This is a genomic window from Candidatus Nanosalina sp. VS9-1 (assembly GCF_047555085.1).
Lineage (GTDB): Archaea > Nanohalarchaeota > Nanosalinia > Nanosalinales > Nanosalinaceae > Nanosalina.
On sequence record NZ_CP180230.1, the window covers coordinates 598,698 to 615,051 of the forward strand.

Annotated in this window: 19 protein-coding genes and 1 tRNA gene; 13 read left to right on the plus strand and 7 right to left on the minus strand. The window is 46.0% G+C overall.

The annotated features are described in order from the left end of the window. Positions 1–49: 49 nt before the first annotated feature. Together ACK3SF_RS03535 and ACK3SF_RS03540 are read left to right on the plus strand one after the other, a co-directional pair. Complete coding sequence (locus ACK3SF_RS03535) at positions 50–787, plus strand: endonuclease V (protein ID WP_414837313.1); 738 nt, start codon at positions 50–52, stop codon at positions 785–787. Between the two features lie 54 nt (positions 788–841). Next, a tRNA-Ala gene (locus ACK3SF_RS03540) sits at positions 842–915 on the plus strand. A 64-nt stretch (positions 916–979) separates the two neighbouring features. On the opposite strand, the gene ACK3SF_RS03545 is transcribed toward ACK3SF_RS03540, so the two are convergent. Together ACK3SF_RS03545 and ACK3SF_RS03550 are read right to left on the minus strand one after the other, a co-directional pair. Beyond that, positions 980–2,107, minus strand: a complete 1,128-nt coding sequence (locus ACK3SF_RS03545; protein WP_414837314.1) for a hypothetical protein — start codon at positions 2,105–2,107, stop codon at positions 980–982. Positions 2,108–2,132: 25 nt separating this feature from the next. Continuing rightward, positions 2,133–2,810, minus strand: a complete 678-nt coding sequence (locus tag ACK3SF_RS03550; protein ID WP_414837315.1) for an ABC transporter ATP-binding protein — start codon at positions 2,808–2,810, stop codon at positions 2,133–2,135. A 98-nt stretch (positions 2,811–2,908) separates the two neighbouring features. Between ACK3SF_RS03550 and ACK3SF_RS03555 the strand changes: the two genes are divergently transcribed. After that, positions 2,909–3,988, plus strand: a complete 1,080-nt coding sequence (locus ACK3SF_RS03555) for a polyprenyl synthetase family protein (protein WP_414837316.1) — start codon at positions 2,909–2,911, stop codon at positions 3,986–3,988. A 1-nt stretch (position 3,989) separates the two neighbouring features. Here ACK3SF_RS03555 and ACK3SF_RS03560 read toward each other — a convergent pair whose 3' ends face one another. After that, on the minus strand, positions 3,990–4,373 hold the full coding sequence (locus tag ACK3SF_RS03560; RefSeq protein WP_414837317.1) for a hypothetical protein: 384 nt from the start codon (positions 4,371–4,373) through the stop codon (positions 3,990–3,992). A 98-nt stretch (positions 4,374–4,471) separates the two neighbouring features. Between ACK3SF_RS03560 and ACK3SF_RS03565 the strand changes: the two genes are divergently transcribed. Continuing rightward, positions 4,472–5,638: a TraB/GumN family protein gene (locus ACK3SF_RS03565; protein ID WP_414837318.1), complete on the plus strand. Its 1,167-nt coding sequence runs from the start codon at positions 4,472–4,474 to the stop codon at positions 5,636–5,638. Here ACK3SF_RS03565 and ACK3SF_RS03570 read toward each other — a convergent pair. Further along, on the minus strand, positions 5,607–6,233 hold the full coding sequence (locus ACK3SF_RS03570) for a rhomboid family intramembrane serine protease (RefSeq protein ID WP_414837319.1): 627 nt from the start codon (positions 6,231–6,233) through the stop codon (positions 5,607–5,609). The two genes, ACK3SF_RS03565 and ACK3SF_RS03570, sit on opposite strands and share 32 nt — an antisense overlap. Positions 6,234–6,255: 22 nt before the next feature. Further along, on the minus strand, positions 6,256–7,848 hold the full coding sequence (gene lysS / locus ACK3SF_RS03575) for a lysine--tRNA ligase (RefSeq protein ID WP_414837320.1): 1,593 nt from the start codon (positions 7,846–7,848) through the stop codon (positions 6,256–6,258). A gap of 84 nt (positions 7,849–7,932) precedes the next feature. Between lysS and ACK3SF_RS03580 the strand changes: the two genes are divergently transcribed. From ACK3SF_RS03580 to ACK3SF_RS03605, 6 genes are all read left to right on the plus strand, one after another. Next, positions 7,933–9,186, plus strand: coding sequence for a site-2 protease family protein (locus ACK3SF_RS03580; protein ID WP_414837321.1), 1,254 nt, complete (start codon positions 7,933–7,935; stop codon positions 9,184–9,186). A gap of 135 nt (positions 9,187–9,321) precedes the next feature. Continuing rightward, positions 9,322–9,516, plus strand: coding sequence for a hypothetical protein (locus ACK3SF_RS03585; protein WP_414837322.1), 195 nt, complete (start codon positions 9,322–9,324; stop codon positions 9,514–9,516). A gap of 117 nt (positions 9,517–9,633) precedes the next feature. Further along, positions 9,634–9,939, plus strand: a complete 306-nt coding sequence (locus tag ACK3SF_RS03590) for a 2Fe-2S iron-sulfur cluster-binding protein (RefSeq protein ID WP_414837323.1) — start codon at positions 9,634–9,636, stop codon at positions 9,937–9,939. Positions 9,940–9,961: 22 nt separating this feature from the next. Further along, a complete protein-coding gene (locus ACK3SF_RS03595; protein ID WP_414837324.1) occupies positions 9,962–11,032 on the plus strand; it encodes a geranylgeranyl reductase family protein in 1,071 nt (356 codons plus the stop codon). A 63-nt stretch (positions 11,033–11,095) separates the two neighbouring features. Beyond that, positions 11,096–11,767, plus strand: a complete 672-nt coding sequence (locus ACK3SF_RS03600) for an undecaprenyl diphosphate synthase family protein (protein ID WP_414837325.1) — start codon at positions 11,096–11,098, stop codon at positions 11,765–11,767. A 417-nt stretch (positions 11,768–12,184) separates the two neighbouring features. Beyond that, the gene (locus ACK3SF_RS03605) at positions 12,185–12,697 is read left to right on the plus strand and encodes a DUF192 domain-containing protein (protein WP_414837326.1); all 513 of its coding nucleotides are present in this window, start codon (positions 12,185–12,187) and stop codon (positions 12,695–12,697) included. A gap of 1 nt (position 12,698) precedes the next feature. Here ACK3SF_RS03605 and ACK3SF_RS03610 read toward each other — a convergent pair whose 3' ends face one another. Continuing rightward, entirely contained in the window at positions 12,699–13,292 is a 594-nt protein-coding gene (locus ACK3SF_RS03610; RefSeq protein ID WP_414837327.1) for a hypothetical protein, read from the minus strand. A 129-nt stretch (positions 13,293–13,421) separates the two neighbouring features. Here ACK3SF_RS03610 and ACK3SF_RS03615 point away from each other — a divergent pair, with 129 nt between their 5' ends. The 3 genes from ACK3SF_RS03615 (at position 13,422) to ACK3SF_RS03625 (ending at position 15,660) form a co-directional block, all read left to right on the plus strand. Then, the gene (locus ACK3SF_RS03615) at positions 13,422–13,964 is read left to right on the plus strand and encodes a hypothetical protein (RefSeq protein ID WP_414837328.1); all 543 of its coding nucleotides are present in this window, start codon (positions 13,422–13,424) and stop codon (positions 13,962–13,964) included. 66 nt (positions 13,965–14,030) lie between these two features. Beyond that, positions 14,031–15,167: a methionine adenosyltransferase gene (locus ACK3SF_RS03620; RefSeq protein ID WP_414837329.1), complete on the plus strand. Its 1,137-nt coding sequence runs from the start codon at positions 14,031–14,033 to the stop codon at positions 15,165–15,167. Positions 15,168–15,243: 76 nt separating this feature from the next. Next, positions 15,244–15,660 (plus strand): universal stress protein, encoded by a 417-nt coding sequence (locus ACK3SF_RS03625; RefSeq protein ID WP_414837330.1) that lies wholly within the window; start codon positions 15,244–15,246, stop codon positions 15,658–15,660. A gap of 46 nt (positions 15,661–15,706) precedes the next feature. Here the strand turns inward: ACK3SF_RS03625 and ACK3SF_RS03630 are convergent, their stop codons facing one another. After that, on the minus strand, positions 15,707–16,105 hold the full coding sequence (locus tag ACK3SF_RS03630; protein WP_414837331.1) for an NUDIX hydrolase: 399 nt from the start codon (positions 16,103–16,105) through the stop codon (positions 15,707–15,709). Positions 16,106–16,354: the final 249 nt, after the last annotated feature.

Below are 16,354 nucleotides of genomic sequence, written 5' to 3' on the forward strand. Positions count from 1 at the left end.
GGACAAATCTTTTTAGCAAATAAAACAGAAAGAAACTGCAGAAGAAGATATGGAACCTGTAAATCCTGAACTAGTGCCACGGAAAGGCCTCAAGAAAGAGGAGATGAAGAATCTACAGAGAAATATAGCGGAGAAAGCAGTATTCCAGGACAGATTCAAGTTCAGTGCAGAAAGGCCTGAAGAGCTGACAGTGGCCGGAGTAGATCAGGCCTTTACCGACGATAAATCCGTCAGCGCAGCCGTTGTCATGGAGGACGGCGAAGTAATCGAAGAGGCCTCCGCAGCCGCTGAACTCGATATACCGTACATCCCCGGACTTCTGGCATTCAGGGAAGGCGAGTCGATAGTCAAGGCCCTGGGAAATCTTGATGCGGAACCTGATATTCTTTTTCTGGATGGAAGCGGGCGTATACACTTCCGAGAGGCCGGTATTGCCACGCACATAGGAGTGATATTTGATGAACCTTCTATAGGGATCGCAAAGAATCTTCTCTGCGGTGAAACCAGCTGGAACGGCGGAAAACTTGAGCAGGGTCGTAAAATACCGGTCACAGCCAGTGAAAAAGTTGAAAACACAGAGAACGGGGAAATAATCGGGTACACATTCCAGTCAAAGCAGTACACCGGCGACAGAAAAATCAATCCGCTTTACGTAAGTCCCGGCCACAGAATCAGCGCTGGCTCATCAGTGAAGATTGTGGAAGAGTTCTGCCAGAACTACAAACTTCCTGAACCTACCAGACTTGCGGATAAACGTGTAAGTGAACTCAAAGACGAATACCGGTAGAGGCCTTAAACTACATCAATTAAAAATTTGTGTGTCTATCTCTGTATACACAGAGGGCTCTTAGTTCAGCTTGGCGGAACGCTTCCTTGGCAGGGAAGAGGCCTCGGGTTCAAATCCCGAAGAGTCCATACACATAGACACCATATAGATTAATTTTTCCAGCTTCTGACTTCTTGCGGCTTCAGATCTATTTTACCGGCTGTAACTGTAAAGCCCTATCAATAGGCCTGCTGTGTTTATTATGAGTATGTGTGGAAGTAGTTCTGGAGTGTAAGCTACTGAAAGATAAAGCTGCGGTATCAGGATTACACCGATTCCCAGCATGTACTTGATGAATGCATCAGCGTGGAAAAGTTTTTCATTGGGCTTCAGGCCTGTAATATGTGATGCAACAGCCATGTTGTATACTGTCATGGACGCTGTTGTAAACACGCCTAGCAGTAGATGCCCGGAGTAGAAAATACCTGAGATAAGTACTGCAGAAACTGAAACAGGAACTGCTACAGCAGTGTAGGCCTGTTTCTTAGATTTCATGATTTCTTGAAGATCTAATGGGAGGAAAGTGTAGTCTTCAAGTTCATCGAATCTGTTAAGCCAGTTATACACTGTGAGGGATACAAGGCCCATGATAACGCTGTATGAAAGCAGTGGATTGGACAGGAATATGGACGTTACCGGGAAGTAAAGTACTAGAGTCCAGTAGAACGCTGTCAGAAGGCCTACAGAGAAAAGAATCTTCAGGAATCCACCCGAGGATCTGAAGAGATCAAGCACAGATTTTGCGGACAAAGGCCTCAATCCGGATAGCCTGCCGTAGTTGAGGAAGCGATTTGAGGGCAGGGTTAGCGAACTTACTGTTATTACTGTGCTGACAAGTATTCCTCCCAAGAAGAGTAAAGGAGCCATATAGACTACCGAGACATAGTTAAGGCCTGCTAGTATAAGGAATCCTGCGATTATAGGCAGCACCATGAGTACAGAGTAGTAGAATATATCCTTGACTACAAAACTTGTAATCAGGCTTTTTCGTGATATCGGCAGTGTTCTGGAGGTGAATACGAGATAGTTTGTCCTGCCCAGTACATTTCTGAATGCATCACGGCTTGAAAATCCTACAGCTCCAACTCCAAGCCCCAGGAAAGCTGAGAGGCCTAGCACAAAGTTCTGAAGTGTTTCAGCAGTTATAACAGAAAAATTCAATGCCATCCAGTTCCAGGCAAAACTGAAGAAAAATACAAGTACGGGGAAAGCTGCAAAAGAGCGGCCTCTGTACAGCGCAGAGTTCTTGCGCCACTCCTCTTCAATCATCTTCTTTATCATAATTTTTTACAGGCCTCTACGTTAATTATTGATCTTCCAGGAATTTTTCCTTCAAGTTTTCGACTTCTGTGATCTCTCTAGTTATTTTTCCATCTTTAAGGAAGAAAACTCTATCGCATACCTCTTCTGCCAGGGAGATAACGTGTGTGCAGAGGAAGACTGTGCCTCCGTTGTCTCTTCTCTCCTTGAAAACTTTCTTGGCCTCTTCCTGGACTACAGGATCAAGATTGACGAGAGGCTCATCGATGAAAACAATCTCTGGATCATGGAAGAAGGCCTGAGTAATCATAAGTTTCTGTCTCTCTCCCTTGGAAAGATTGCGCGTCTGACTATCCATTTTTCCCTCCATGTTCAGTCTTTCTATCCAGGCCTGTTTATCGATTTCAGTATCCCTTGTATCTGAGACAAAGTCGAGGTATTCGCTGCCCGTCAGAAAGCTAGGCGGATCCTCTCTTTCCGGGAGTATGCCCATTTTTTCACGGGCCTCTACAGGATTTTCCGATGGATCTATTCCAAGTATCTCTGCAGTTCCTGCATCCGATTTCATCTGGCCTGTCAGTATCTGGATTAAAGTAGATTTCCCTGCGCCATTCGGGCCAAGTACACCGACTATCTCGCCCTCCTCCACTTCAAGATCGATGCCGTCAAGCGCTTTTACATCACCGAAACTTTTCTTCAGGCCTTTAACTTCGATAAGAGACATTGTTTGAACACTTATTCAGGCCTGTATAAATTGGTTGGGGGATGGAGTGAAGGAACAGTGGTTTAAGTTTAAATGCAGAAGTTCTTCTCTGTACTGCGATGAATCCTCAGGAAAGCGATAATGTTCTAAAGCACATACAGAGCGACAAGAAAAAGGTTTCAAACTTTCTCGATAACTATCTGGATGAATGGGAGGAGATGGAGCCTGATGCAAGCCGCTGGAGATCAGACATCAAGGGAAGAATGAAGGAAATGGCGAAAGGCGGCAAAATGGTGCGTGGCGCACTTGTACTTAAAACAAATAATTTCTACGACGGAAAAAATACAGATGAGGCAGTAAAAGTTGCCGGAGCGATTGAACTTCTGCATACAGGCCTCCTCATGCACGACGATATAATCGACAAAGACGATTACAGGAGAGGGATGCCGACTTTCGCCAAGCAGTATCAGGAACTTGGTGAAGACGAGGATCTTGACAACGTCGAGCATTTCGGAGCAGGCATGGCTATAGCCGGCGGAGATATCGCATACTTCATGGGGCAGGGCCTGCTGGCAGATCTGGATATAAAGCCCGAAAAAAGGAGAAAGATCACAGAACTTGTTTTCTCCGAGTTCTCTGCTGTAGGCCTCGCAGAGCAGGTAGACATATACTCAGGGTACTCGAAGGAAGAGATTGATGAAGAAGAAATTATGCGGCTTTACAGAGATAAGACAGCGCGTTATACTTTCTCTCTTCCTTTCAAGGCCGGGGCTTTGATGGCTGAGGCCTCTGAGGATGAGATAGAAAGGCTTTATCGACTGGGAGAGCGTATCGGTATTATCTTCCAGTTGCGTGACGATGAATTGAGTCTTTTCGGTGATGAGGCCGAGACAGGTAAGTCTCTGGGATCTGATCTCGAGGAGAACAAGAAGACTCTGCATCGCTTGAAAATGCTGGAAAAGCTTCCTGAAGACGAAAGGGAAAGTATGCGTGAAAAACTCAGGAAGGATCTTGATCACGAGGAGAAAGCAGAGATAATCGAGAAGATGAACGAGCTGGAAGTCCAGAAAGAAGTCCAGGAAAAGATGAGCGAACTCGCGGAAGAGGCCTACAGTGATATAGAGAATCTAGAGGCTCCTGAAGATTTCAAGGATTTCCTGCGGAAGCTGACGGATTTCTGTCTGGAGAGACGGAAGTAAGTCATGTATTAGGCCTGTAGGCCATCAGGTACAGCGTGAAAGCTGTGAATACTAAGGCTACCGAGGTAGAGACGATATTCTGTGGTGCAAGGCCTCCATTAGTTGACAGGCCTGCAGTATAACTTGAGTAAATCAGCACCAGGAAAACTGCTGTTTTCAGGGCCTCGTAGGAGTTTCTGTGTTCTGATTCGTCGTATCTTCTTCCTTTTCTCAGGACGAGATGTAGATAGGCGAGAGCGATAAGCAGAAAGTTCGGAAGGATAAGTGCAAATGTTAATGATCCAAGATCCATGGACTGAAAGTATCCTACAAGGTACGAGGATAAAAGCACTACTGTCGCGATCAGTGAATCTATGAGCATCCTTCTCTGTTTGAGGCCTATCACAGAAAATTTTTTCGTCACGAACTATGATATATTTTGGACCCAGGACTCTGTCAAGGCCTCGGATTTATTATCTTTCTGAAACTGTTTTTACGTGTTGGATGAGAAAGACTGTTGATCTAGGCGATCGAACTGTAACTTTAGTCGGTACTGCGCATGTATCTCAGGAGAGCAAGGAAGAGGTTCACTCCAGTATAGAGGAGCTTGAGCCGGATTTTGTAGGCGTGGAGCTTGATGAAAGCCGTTACGATTCCTTAAGAAATGGAAGCGGCTGGAAAGATTTGAACATAGTTGAGGCAATTAGAGAAGGTAAAGGGTTCCTTCTGTTCATGAATCTCATTCTTTCAATCTACCAGAGGCGTATAGGCCTTCAGGAAGACGTTAAGCCTGGTGAAGAACTACTTGAAGCAGTTAAAACTGCTGAAGAAAATGATATAGAGTACGGATTAATCGACAGAGACATCAATGAAACTTTCCGCATAGCCATGGAGAAGCTTTCTGTATGGGAGAAGCTGAAGCTTGTAAGCTCTATGTTTATCGCGGATGAAGAGATGGAAGTTGAAGACTTGAAAGAAGACAACATGCTTAACACTGTTATCAAGGCCTTGGAAGAAGAATTTCCTACCTTGAAGGAGACTTTTCTTGACGAAAGAAATCGTTTCATGGCCAAAAAAATACTTGACAGAGATTTTGAAAACGGAGTAGTTGTCGTAGGCGCTGCACATGTCGAAGGCCTTGCAGAAGAACTTCAGAAGAAAAGTGAAGACATACAGGTAAGAAAAGAAGATACAGGATTCTCACTTCCATGGCTGAAAATACTGAAGTACGGCATCCCTGCTTTGATAATCAGTATGCTTGCCTACAGCTTCTACAAGATAGGATTCTGTACAGGCCTGAATCTTACAGGAGCCTGGATACTGATGAACGGAATCGGAGCTTTCATCGGAGCTGTACTGGCAAGAGCTCATCCTGCGACATGGATAGTCTCATTCGTATCTGCTCCATTAACTTCCCTCTCACCTGCTATCGGAGCGGGCATGGTTGCGGCATACTTCGAGGGCAAGTTCTTCCCTCCTACTGTGGAGGAGCTTGAAAGCGTTGCAGAGATAACAGGATACAGAGATCTCTGGAGCAATCAGGCAAGCAAGATACTGCTTGTCTTCATACTTGTATCGATAGGAAGCGCTATCGCAACTTTCGCAGGGGCAGGATACATTGCTTCAAGCCTTGGAACGGCTACAGCATGTACTTCTCTTCCCATCTTCTGATTTTTTCATCCCAGTTATCCTCCCCCAGTTTTTCCTCTGACCCATCTTCTTCGTCAAATTCGAAGTCTTTCATCCATATACCTATCAGAGAACCTGTCAAAAGACCGAATAGATGGGCCTCGTATGCAGTACCTGTTCCAGAGCCTATACCAGCAAGATTGATCATCACGTACACTGCCAGTACTATATACATCGGAACAGGGATTCCCAGAGCCAGGCCTATTTTTCTGGGCCTGTAAACTGCCAGTGCGGAGAGAACTCCCATTGCTCCTCCTGAAGCACCGATTATATAGGAATCCGTGTAGAAAATGAATGCCGTGATATTTGCAAAAATAGCTGAAGCAAGAAAAGTATAGATAAACGTCTTTCTTGAAGTAATGAGTTCAAAGACTGTTCCAAAGAGGCCCAGGAAAAATATGTTGTTGAAGAGATGTTCTGCATCGCTGTGGCCGAAAAATGAGAGGAAAAAATTTACAGGATGTGACTCGTAGGCCTGGAATCCTGGATCAAATCCTGTGAAAAGCTGTAATGCGTAGACAAAGATCAGGAAAGTACAGAAGTAAAGAGAAAAAGGTATTTGAGGGATTTTATCCATTTTTTCCATTTTCTGGCCTCTGTCAGATCTTTGAAAGGATTTCACGGCTCTTTTCCTGGCCTATCGACATGATCAGTGTAGACAGGCGTGGGCCGCTTTCCCTTCCGAGTATGGCCCTGTAGGAGGCCTCGAAGAAATCTCCGGCTTCCAGAGGTGATGCATCCTGAACGTTCCAGAGTTCGCCGTCCAGCTCATCAGCATCTTCAAAATCCTGATTCCCGAGAGCTTCCTGTATCAGATTCAGTGTTTCAACTTCCTCATCCGTAAAGTCTTCAGGAGGCCTCTCGTTGATTCTGTACACGTAGTCCTCGGGAGCGTATTCACGGGCCCAGTTCTTCGCTCTTCTCAGGCGATCGATTACCTGTTGCTCCTCATCTTCAGAGATATCCTCCGGGACATGTCCTGTCCGGCGAAGTGATTCAAGGCCTTTACTCCTCCATTCATCCTCAGGGACTGTCTGAGCGACGAATGCAGCATGCTTGAAAGGTACACGAAGAGGCCTTTCATCAGGCAGTTCCACCATCGCCAGTTCGTAGACTCTTTCCTGATGCCTCTGCTTTTTCTCGTTGTCAAGGCCTTCCCCGAAGTAGTTTTCCTCAAATCTGTCGAAACGATCGTATATCTGTATGATCTCCTCATCGAAGGCCAGGTTGATCACTTTCTTCGGCTTTGTCTGGCTGAAAAGGAAACGAATCATCTCAGGACTGTATATCTCCTTCATGTCGTCGAGAGTCAATACGTTCTCTCCTGAACTCGATGAAATCTTTTTATCCGAGCCTTTAGGCCTGACAAAATCGTACATCTGGTATACAGGTGCTTCAGCATCGTAGACTTCTTCTATTATCTGTTTGCCTGTATCCCTTGACGATCCTGCTGCGGAGTGATCCTTCCCTCCGGGCTCGAAGGAAACGTTTTCGTAGAACCATCTCATCGGCCAGTCAACTCTCCAGGGCGGCTTGACGGAATCCTCCTCCTTGAAATTGATTTCAAAGGCCTCTTCGCATTCGTTGCAGTTATATTCTACTGTGTATTCGCCGTCGTAGTCATTTATTTCTGTGAAGTCTTTGCCGCATTCCTTGCAGTAGACTCTGAGTGGCTGCCAGTCTTCTTCCAGCGGCTCCTGTCTATACTGATCCAGTATATCTTTGATCTTTTCCCTGTTGTTCATCGCTTTCTTGATCAAGTCAGCGTATTCGCCTTTCTGGAACATCTTGCTCTGGCGGATGAACTCGATATCCATGTGCATATCCTCGAGCTGTTCCTCAAGTCGGGCCTCGAAGTGTTCTGCGTAGCTTTCGTGGCAGCCTTCCGGATCTGGAACTTTGCTTAGCGGGAGGCCTATGTATTTCTCGAATTCGTCCGGTACGTTGTCAGGGACTTTTCTGAAACGATCGTAGTCGTCCCAGGAGTAGATGAATCGTGTATCTTCATCGTAGTACTGCAGCGATTTGACAACGAAGTCTGTAGTGATGATCTCCCTGAAGTTTCCGATGTGGACGTGGCCTGAAGGAGAAATTCCGGATGCACATACGTATGTGTCCTGATCTTCGAATTTTCTCTTTACTCCGTAAGCTAGCTGGTCGGACCAGAAAAGTGGCTGTTCTTGATCGCTCATATGGAAAGCTTGCTCAAATACATTTTTACTCGTTACCCGGGAAAAAGGGGAATTATTAAAGACCTGTGAACATTCTTGACTTGTATGTCAGTAACCGGATTTTTACAGGGAGTTAATCCACGGCTTGTATTCATGATAATTTTTGCCGGTGCACTGGCATTACTGATGTACAGGGACAGGAACAGCGTGCAGAGACAGTCAATACTTTTCTACAGAAGAACAAAGAAAGGCCTGAAACTTATAGACAGCATTGCACAGAGATTTCCACGTTTCTGGAACTTCTACGGATGGGCAGGCCTCGTTGTAGGAGTCATCTCTATTCCTTTCATCCTCTGGAACATCGTGCTTTCGTTCTCACAGATGACACAGACGGGCGGAGCTTCCGGAGGCCCAAGTCTGATAGCTCCAGGCCTTTCCGGAGAGACAACTTTCCAGTCAGGTATCTCATTCATCCCTGTAGAGTACTGGCTGATCGCGATAGGCGTACTGATGTTCGTCCACGAAATGAGTCACGGCATAGTCGCCAGAGCAGAAGGAATGGAGCTTAACAGCGTCGGCTGGATCGTACTCGGGATAATTCCTGGAGCGTTCGTGGAGCCTAAAGGAGAGCAGATGCTGCCGGGAGAAGATGAAGAAAAAGACGGAGAAAACGAAGAGGCCTCTCTTGGAGGACACTGGGATCAGGGAACTCTCAGTTCAAGATTGAAGGTTCTTGCAGCAGGAAGCTTCGCAAATTATATTACAGCAGCAGTTATGGGCGTATCAGCTCTTGCACTGTTTATGACTGTCGCCCAGCCTACAGGAGTTTTCTACCAGGCACAGGATGGACTGCCGGCAGCTGAATCAGGCATGAACAACGGAACACTTTACAGCATCGGTGAACAGCCTGTGCATTACGGAAGTGACGTTCGGAAAGCACTTGAGAACTACGAGATAAACGATACTGTAGAAGTGAACACGTCAGAAGGCATGTTTAATGTCACACTTATGGACAGAAACAGCTCCGCGCACATGGGAGTACTGATAGCCTCCGGCGAAGGCCCTGTGGCAGCGTTCTTCGACATGATATACGACAGAAGAACGATAAAGCCAGAATACAAGGATATTGAGGGCTTCCTGAGCTGGACACTTGGAGGACTGGAGGTAATAGCATTGCTCAATCTACTGATCGGACTTTTCAACATGTTGCCGATCAGGCCTCTTGATGGAGGACAAATGGTAGGAGCTGTAGTCGACAAATACTTTGAAGACAGCCAGACAGCATTCAATTACATCTCACTTGTCGTCTGGATATTCCTGCTTGGAGCAATGATATTTTCGATAGCTACAGGCCTGTAAGAAGATTTTAAGCCATTCCAGAAAACGGCCTTGACACGGAATACCTTTATAAGTTTAACGGGAGAATTGTTGGCTTGTGAAAACCGATAAAAAATCTGGCTTCTCAGATTGTTTCACTATCAAGAGGTAATTACAATGAGTGAAGATACAAAGGAATGCCCTTACTGCGGAGAAGTCTTCGAATCCGATGATGAAGGAGATGCCGACATCAAGGAAGGAATCCATAGAGCTGAGGAACATGTGAACAACAACAGCTCCAAGGAAACAACTTCCAAGTCAAGCGGATCCAACATCGTCAGAAAGTGGAAGACTGAAGGCAAGAGGGCTTAAAGAACCACATATACAGAACTTTCTTTTTTATTTACCGAAAGAACATTTCCCCCCCCCCAAATTTTTTCTTATCTGATGACCAGAGTTATTTTATCATTTTTCAGGCCTCCATTATGTATGACACACAAAATCGAGTTCACAGACCGTGATGAAACAGTAGAGGCCGAAGACGGCCAGTCCATCCTCCAGGCACTTCTACAGGGAGGAATCGAATACATGCACGCATGCGGAGGATTCTGCAACTGCACCACGTGTAGAGTCAAAATAGAGGAAGGCATGGAAAACGTTTCAGATATGCAAGACGACGAGAAAAACACGCTGCGAAGATTCCAGGGCGATGAAGTACTTGAAGGCCCGTACAGACTCAGCTGCCAGGTGAAAGTCCACGGCGACATCAAAATCAGCGAACCAGAATGGTACTGAAAAATTCTACAGAGGCCTCAACATGAAAGACGTCATAGTAGTAGGGGCAGGGCCTGTCGGATCACAGGTAGCGAAGAACTTCGCCGAGAAAGGCCTCGACGTACTTGTTATAGAGAGAAGCGATGAAGTCGGGAGGCCTCTCGCATGTTCCGGACACGTCTCTCCCGATATCAAAAACTTTCTATCGAACGAGGAATTCGATGAGATATACCAGAACGAGATTACAGGTGCGAACTTTCACACCTCTGGAAAAGAATACAGCTTCTACCGGAACGAAACAGTTTCCTACGTGATCGATCGTGTAGGCCTTGACAGGAAGAAAGCTGAACAGGCCCGTGAAGCCGGAGCAGAGATAAAGCTGGGAGAGACTGTCGAAAAAGTACAGGAGAAAGAAGATAAAGTCATAGTGCATACGGATGAGGCCTCCTACGAGGGGAAGATTCTGGCAGGATGTGATGGAGCCTCTTCAACTGTAAGATCAGAGGTAGGCCTTCCGGAGCCGGATCATTTCTATCAGGGTATTCTGTGTTTCACGGACGAGGAGGACAGTTCTGATTTCGTGGATGTTGTGCTGGATGTACCGGAGTTTTTCGGCTGGCGTATCCCCCGTGGAGACTCAGTCGAGTACGGTGTCGGTGTACCTAAAGGAGAGAATCCGATGAAGTGGCTGGAAAAAGTAACTGGAAAATTCGATGTGGAAAAACAGGATCGGAGAGATATCTGCGCCGGTGCGATACCGATCAAGCCTCCGGAAAAAGTTTCCACCGAGAGAGTTTTCCTCGCAGGAGATGCTGCCGGGCAGACAAAGCCTTTCACAGGCGGAGGCATACTTTACGGGATGCGAGCTGCTGACAGGGCCTCAGAGACTATCGACGTCGACGATCCCGAACTTGAGAGATATGAACAGGCCTGGCGCAGCGAGTTGGGCAGGGATATTTTCCTTGGAGGCCTGATAGAGAAGGTTTACTCTATGCCTTCCCCTGTTCAGAGACTGGGGATGTGGATTTTCCAGGGAGAGATCGGTGTTCACATGGACAGGCCTTCCAGTCTTCTGAGTAGAAAGCAGTTGAAGGCTATGCTGCCGTGGACCTAGGAACGGCTAGAGGGTATAAAAAACTTCCAAAGTGTTTGAGTTACAGGGAGCTGAAGAGTTTTCATGCACATAGGAGTAATACCGGACGGTAACAGGAGATATGCGAATTCACACGGCATAGGAAACTACAAGGCCTACAGAAAAGCCAGAGACACCGTGAAGCATGTGACGGATTCTCTGCAGGGGTTTTCCGATGATGTTGATTCTATAACTTTTTACCTGCTCTCAGAGGAGAACCTTAAACGGGAGGAAGAGGAGCTTGAGACGCTTTTCCAGCTTCTTGAGGAAAATATAGATGATATGGCAGATTTCTTCCAGGACAAGGATTTCAAAGTCAACTGGGGATCAACAAAGCCCGAGGCCCTGCCAGAAAGGCTTGCTGAGAAGCTTGAGTCAATTCAGGAGCAGTACAGCGAAGGAGAGACAACAGTCAATCTGCTGATCTCTTACTCCGGTAAAAAAGATATACTACAGGCCTCTGAGAAGATTTCCAGAGACGGAGGAAGTTTCTCAGAGGATAACATGTCAAAGCATCTGGAAGTCCAGAAAGATATAGATTTCGTGATACGTACCGGAGACAATCCGGACAGAGAATGTCTTTCAGGATTCCCGATCTGGAACTCCAGTTACGCAGAGTTCTACCACATCAGGAAAAACTTCCCTGCAATAGAGCCTGAAGACGTCGAAGAGGCCCTGAATCACTTCGAAAAACTTAGAAAGAAGAAGGGCGAATAAATTCTCTATGGTAGATAAAACGTGCTGGAACTGCAACGCAGAAATGAATAAGCACGTTGCATGTGAACTGAAATGCCCTAACTGCGGTATGATAAGAGATTGCAGCGATCCATAAACGTTAGAAGATTTTCAAGATTCTCTGCTAACTCTACCTTCTCTGATACATTCGTTGCACAGGCCTAGAAATGTTTTGTTCGTGCAGCCTTTTCTTACGCAGTTGTTAAACAGTTTTAATCCCCTTCATTGTTGAGGCCTTGTATTCGTTGAGCCTGTTGTTTTAGGACATGCCAGGAAAGATTTACAAGGCTGAAAAAGTATGCTGCAAGAGTTAGAGATCCATAATGAATATGTAGGATATCGGCCGTTCTTCCATCTAAATGTTCCACATTCAAAAATGTAGGTAGTTAAGTTGTCTCTATGGATCAGAGTTTGCGGCAGGGCCTTACTGTAGCTATACTTGTAGTTGCTCTAGGCCTTATTGTGACTGCTCCAAGCCCCGAGAATGATATAAAGGCTGATGGACTTGAGAACAGCAGTCTTGTGAAGGCCGCATTCATAGACGATGATGAAAAAGTTGCGGAGCTAAAGCTTGAGACAGCTACAACTCCTGAAGAACGTGCCAGAGGCCTTATGGGGCGTGAAAGTCTTGACAACGACTCTGGAATGATTTTTATCTACGATGATGCTAGAGAGAGAAGCTTCTGGATGAAAAACACAAAAATTCCTCTCGATATGATATTTCTAACTGCTGAGAGGACTGTGAGGACGATTAAAGAAGCTGATCCCGAGCCTAATGTTTCTGATGAAGATCTGAAATCCTATACAAGTGAAGGGCCTGCAAAGTATGTTATAGAGACCAATCAGAACTTTTCTGACGAAAAAGGCATAGAAGAGGAAATGAAAGTGTTGCTCGAGCCTCTGGACCAGTAATTCAGTCCTGGAAGTTGGTGTACTTTGAACTCGAGTCCGTATAAAGTATTCCTACGGCTCTGTGAGTAACCTGATCGACGTTTATCCTTGAAGAGTGCTCGTTGTTATCTCCCCGCATAAGCAGGTAATCGCTTGTCTCGAGATAGTTGGCCTGGACTCTGTGGATGACGTAGCCATCACCTGTCTCGTAACGAAGTATCTCTCCTTCAGTTATCTCTCCTCCTTCGTAGGCCTGTAGAAGTACCGTGTTGCCGGAGAAAATTGTAGGCCTCATAGACTTTCCCTCGGGCTGTGCTACGGCATCAACTTCCACCGAGGCCTCTCCATCGCCGACGCTGTAATCAACATCGGTGTAAGAGGCCTGAATGTAATTGTTGATGTTGGACTGTGATCCATCGCTTCTTAGATTATCTGCCTGTCTGAGATCCTGCTGTGGTTCAGGACAGGTTATATTGTACGTCGGCGTCTGGACCATCTGTGTATCTTCCCCAAGATCTGAGAGTTCATAGGTGCTGACGGCTCCCCCCAGGTAGCCTATAGCCAGCACTAGAATAACAAGAAGTACCTCCCCCAGATTTGAAAACCCCTTCCTCATATTGTTACTACTTTGAAATAACACTTAAGTACCTTTTGCTTTTGTTGTTACTTTCTCAAAACAACTAGTTCCTGTGACAAGTTATAATAACGAAAAACGAGAAAACGATGGATGTAGAGGCCTCAAAAAATGCCGGATGAAGAAGCTGATTCAGTGCGGGAGAAAATTGTTGATCGACAGAAGCAGGTCATGGAGCACAAGAGCATGGCAGGACTTCTGCTTGCCACAGCCGTTGTGCTTGCAACTTTCGGTACGGCGGCTATGCTGATGCCGGATAATCCTACAGGATCTTTCTCCGGTGACTTCAGAATCCAGAACGTTCAGATAGAAGACGTGAATATCCGTGGCGTAGAGGCCTCTGAGACAGGCCTTACTTTCGTACAGGACTACGAAATCAGTAATCCTAATCTCCTACGGGCAGAGTTCAAGGCAGCTTCTTACCGTGTAAATGTAGAAGGCGAATCTGTTGATACAGGACACATAAATGGAGAAACAGTTATAGACACCGGACAGAGCGAGATGATCGCCCTACTCCACGAAACAGCTTTAAGCGAGAGATACAGAGGCACCACACCAGTAACAGTTGAAGGAAAAATGGTGTTCCAGATAGGAGATACAGAGTTCGAAAGATACTACAGGAACAGCTTCGAGGCCGAGTTCCCTGTAAGATAGTGCAACAGATGGACTTCAGTTAAACTATGCGCGAGTATTTTATTACTGCGCCAGAAAACTTTCTTCATGAATATTTCCTGGACTGAAACAGAAGACGATCCTGTAGAAAACCGAGAAGTAGAGCTTGTGGAAAGAAAAGGCCTCGGTCATCCTGACAGTATCTGCGACGGCCTGGCTGAGAAAGTTTCCCGAGAGCTCTCCCGCGAATACAGGAAGAGATTCGGCCATATACTGCATCACAACACTGATGAGGTCCAGTTAGTAGCCGGAGAATCAAATCCCGGTTTTGGAGAAGGGGAGATAGTAGAGCCTGTATTCATTCTGTTGACAGGTCGTGCCACGAAGAGTTTTGACGGCGAGGAGATTCCTGTCGATAAAATTGCACTGGATGCTGCAAAAGAATATATCGATGAGAACTTCAAGGCCCTAGATTCTTCCCACATCGAGTTCGAGTCCAGGATCGGTGAGACATCTACAGACCTGGCCTCTGTCTACGAACGGGAGGAAAGAATGTCGAACGATACCAGTTTCGGAGTAGGCCACGCACCGCTTTCACCTGCGGAGAAAACAGTCAGACAGGTTGAGGAAGAGGTTAGAGGCCTGGAAAGCTGCGGCGAAGATGTGAAGGTGATGGGCCTGCGTCAGGGAGAAGAGATCACTTTAACTGTAGCAGCCGCTGCGATATCCTCGCGAGTCAGCTCCATGGACGAATACAGAGAGCACCTTGAATCTGTAGAAAATACCGCTGAGAAGATTGCTGAAGAGAACGGCTTGAGGCCTGAAGTGCATGTCAATACTGCTGACGAGATCGAGGAAGAAGAGGTCTATCTGACAGTCACAGGTACTTCTGCCGAGATGGGGGATGATGGATCAGTGGGTAGAGGCAACAGAGTTAACGGCCTGATAACTCCCCATCGTTCGATGAGTATGGAGGCTGCCTCCGGGAAAAACCCTGTTACCCATGTCGGAAAGATTTACAACCTCCTCGCCCGAGAAATCGCGGAAGAGATTCACAGCGAAACAGGCCATTACGCCCAGGTAAAACTCCTGTCTCAGATCGGAGGCCCTATCAAGGATCCTCAACTGGTGGAAGTAGAAAGCTCTGCTGCTCAAGAAGATTTCGAGGAGATTGTAGAGAGGAAGCTGGAAGAGATCGATTCAGTGACCGAGAAATGTGTTGAAGGAGACATCAGTACTTTCTGATAGCCTTTCAGCCGCTGAAAGAGCCATAAGACAGATTTTTAACATTCGAAGACGATGACAACAGTGGTGATACTGGATGTATGATGAAATACTTCTTCCAACAGACGGGAGTGAGGCCTCGAAAGCTGCTTTAAATCATGCAAAGCAGATATCAGAGAAATTTGACTCCAATATACACATAATCTATGTAGTAGACATATCCACTATGCCAGGCGACCTCAGGGGACAGGCCCATCTGGAACAGATGAAAGAATTCGGAGAAGAAACAGTGAAGTCTCTGGAAAAAGAGATGAATACCACAGCAGAGACAAAAGTTACTGTAGGCCTTCCGCATCGAGAAATCAGAGAATACGTCGAAGAAAAAGATATCGATCTAGTGACTATGGGCAGTAACGGGCGCTCAGGCCTTGACAGGATTCTGATTGGAAGCGTGACAGAAAAAGTCCTGAGAACGTGTGATACACCGGTACTGGTCTCAAGAGAAACGAAATGAAAAGTAGTATAGGCCTTTTTTGAGGCCTGGAAGATGAGAGTTCTCTTTATTTCTCTACAAGTGTCTCTCCGTGTTCTTCGAAGAAGTTCTGGAATTTTTCTCCGAGTTCAAGTTCCTGTATTTCTTCTGCCGTGAACCAGTCGTAGTTCTCGTTTTCTACATCGACTTTTTCCGGCTCCGGATTCTCTTCTGTAGCAGATTCCTCATCTACAAGATACCAGTGAATCCTCTCGTTGCCTGAACCTATCTCAGTCTTAGTAACTTTTTCAACAAACTCTATCTCAACACCTGTAACACTACGTGTCTCATTCCTGGCTGCTTCTCTAAGCGTTTCTCCTTTCTCAATCTGTCTGATTATAGGCCTCCACTCGCCCTCTTTCGAATCCTCATCATTCACGACAAGGAACTCTTCATCTCTTCTTATCAATAATGCAATTCTATCCATACAGAAGTATTAGAAGGATAGAAATTTCAACCCCCATGCCGGAAACAATGGAAAAATTTTACCTGAAAGGCCTCTGAAAAACTACGAAAAATAGATTCGAAAAAATTGAGGAAAAATTCGAGATACTGGATACAGGCCTCGTTCCTGTCTCGGAGATTTCTCCGGAGATCGGCGAAAAAATCGATCAGCATCTGGAAAGAATCGACAGAGGCCTGAGGATCAAAATCGTGAATCAATCAGTTGATCTAT

What these genes read in the sequence shown, in the direction of transcription:
- ACK3SF_RS03555 (WP_414837316.1), top strand. Translation starts at nt 2,909, where the DNA reads ATGAATCCTCAGGAAAGCGATAATGTTCTAAAGCACATACAGAGCGAC.
- ACK3SF_RS03545 (WP_414837314.1), bottom strand. Translation starts at nt 2,107, where the DNA reads ATGATAAAGAAGATGATTGAAGAGGAGTGGCGCAAGAACTCTGCGCTG.
- ACK3SF_RS03630 (WP_414837331.1), bottom strand. Translation starts at nt 16,105, where the DNA reads ATGGATAGAATTGCATTATTGATAAGAAGAGATGAAGAGTTCCTTGTC.
- ACK3SF_RS03550 (WP_414837315.1), bottom strand. Translation starts at nt 2,810, where the DNA reads ATGTCTCTTATCGAAGTTAAAGGCCTGAAGAAAAGTTTCGGTGATGTA.
- ACK3SF_RS03535 (WP_414837313.1), top strand. Translation starts at nt 50, where the DNA reads ATGGAACCTGTAAATCCTGAACTAGTGCCACGGAAAGGCCTCAAGAAA.
- ACK3SF_RS03570 (WP_414837319.1), bottom strand. Translation starts at nt 6,233, where the DNA reads ATGGATAAAATCCCTCAAATACCTTTTTCTCTTTACTTCTGTACTTTC.
- lysS (WP_414837320.1), bottom strand. Translation starts at nt 7,848, where the DNA reads ATGAGCGATCAAGAACAGCCACTTTTCTGGTCCGACCAGCTAGCTTAC.
- ACK3SF_RS03615 (WP_414837328.1), top strand. Translation starts at nt 13,422, where the DNA reads ATGCCGGATGAAGAAGCTGATTCAGTGCGGGAGAAAATTGTTGATCGA.
- ACK3SF_RS03580 (WP_414837321.1), top strand. Translation starts at nt 7,933, where the DNA reads ATGTCAGTAACCGGATTTTTACAGGGAGTTAATCCACGGCTTGTATTC.
- ACK3SF_RS03625 (WP_414837330.1), top strand. Translation starts at nt 15,244, where the DNA reads ATGTATGATGAAATACTTCTTCCAACAGACGGGAGTGAGGCCTCGAAA.
- ACK3SF_RS03600 (WP_414837325.1), top strand. Translation starts at nt 11,096, where the DNA reads ATGCACATAGGAGTAATACCGGACGGTAACAGGAGATATGCGAATTCA.
- ACK3SF_RS03620 (WP_414837329.1), top strand. Translation starts at nt 14,031, where the DNA reads ATGAATATTTCCTGGACTGAAACAGAAGACGATCCTGTAGAAAACCGA.
- ACK3SF_RS03590 (WP_414837323.1), top strand. Translation starts at nt 9,634, where the DNA reads ATGACACACAAAATCGAGTTCACAGACCGTGATGAAACAGTAGAGGCC.
- ACK3SF_RS03585 (WP_414837322.1), top strand. Translation starts at nt 9,322, where the DNA reads ATGAGTGAAGATACAAAGGAATGCCCTTACTGCGGAGAAGTCTTCGAA.
- ACK3SF_RS03605 (WP_414837326.1), top strand. Translation starts at nt 12,185, where the DNA reads ATGGATCAGAGTTTGCGGCAGGGCCTTACTGTAGCTATACTTGTAGTT.
- ACK3SF_RS03610 (WP_414837327.1), bottom strand. Translation starts at nt 13,292, where the DNA reads ATGAGGAAGGGGTTTTCAAATCTGGGGGAGGTACTTCTTGTTATTCTA.
- ACK3SF_RS03595 (WP_414837324.1), top strand. Translation starts at nt 9,962, where the DNA reads ATGAAAGACGTCATAGTAGTAGGGGCAGGGCCTGTCGGATCACAGGTA.
- ACK3SF_RS03565 (WP_414837318.1), top strand. Translation starts at nt 4,472, where the DNA reads ATGAGAAAGACTGTTGATCTAGGCGATCGAACTGTAACTTTAGTCGGT.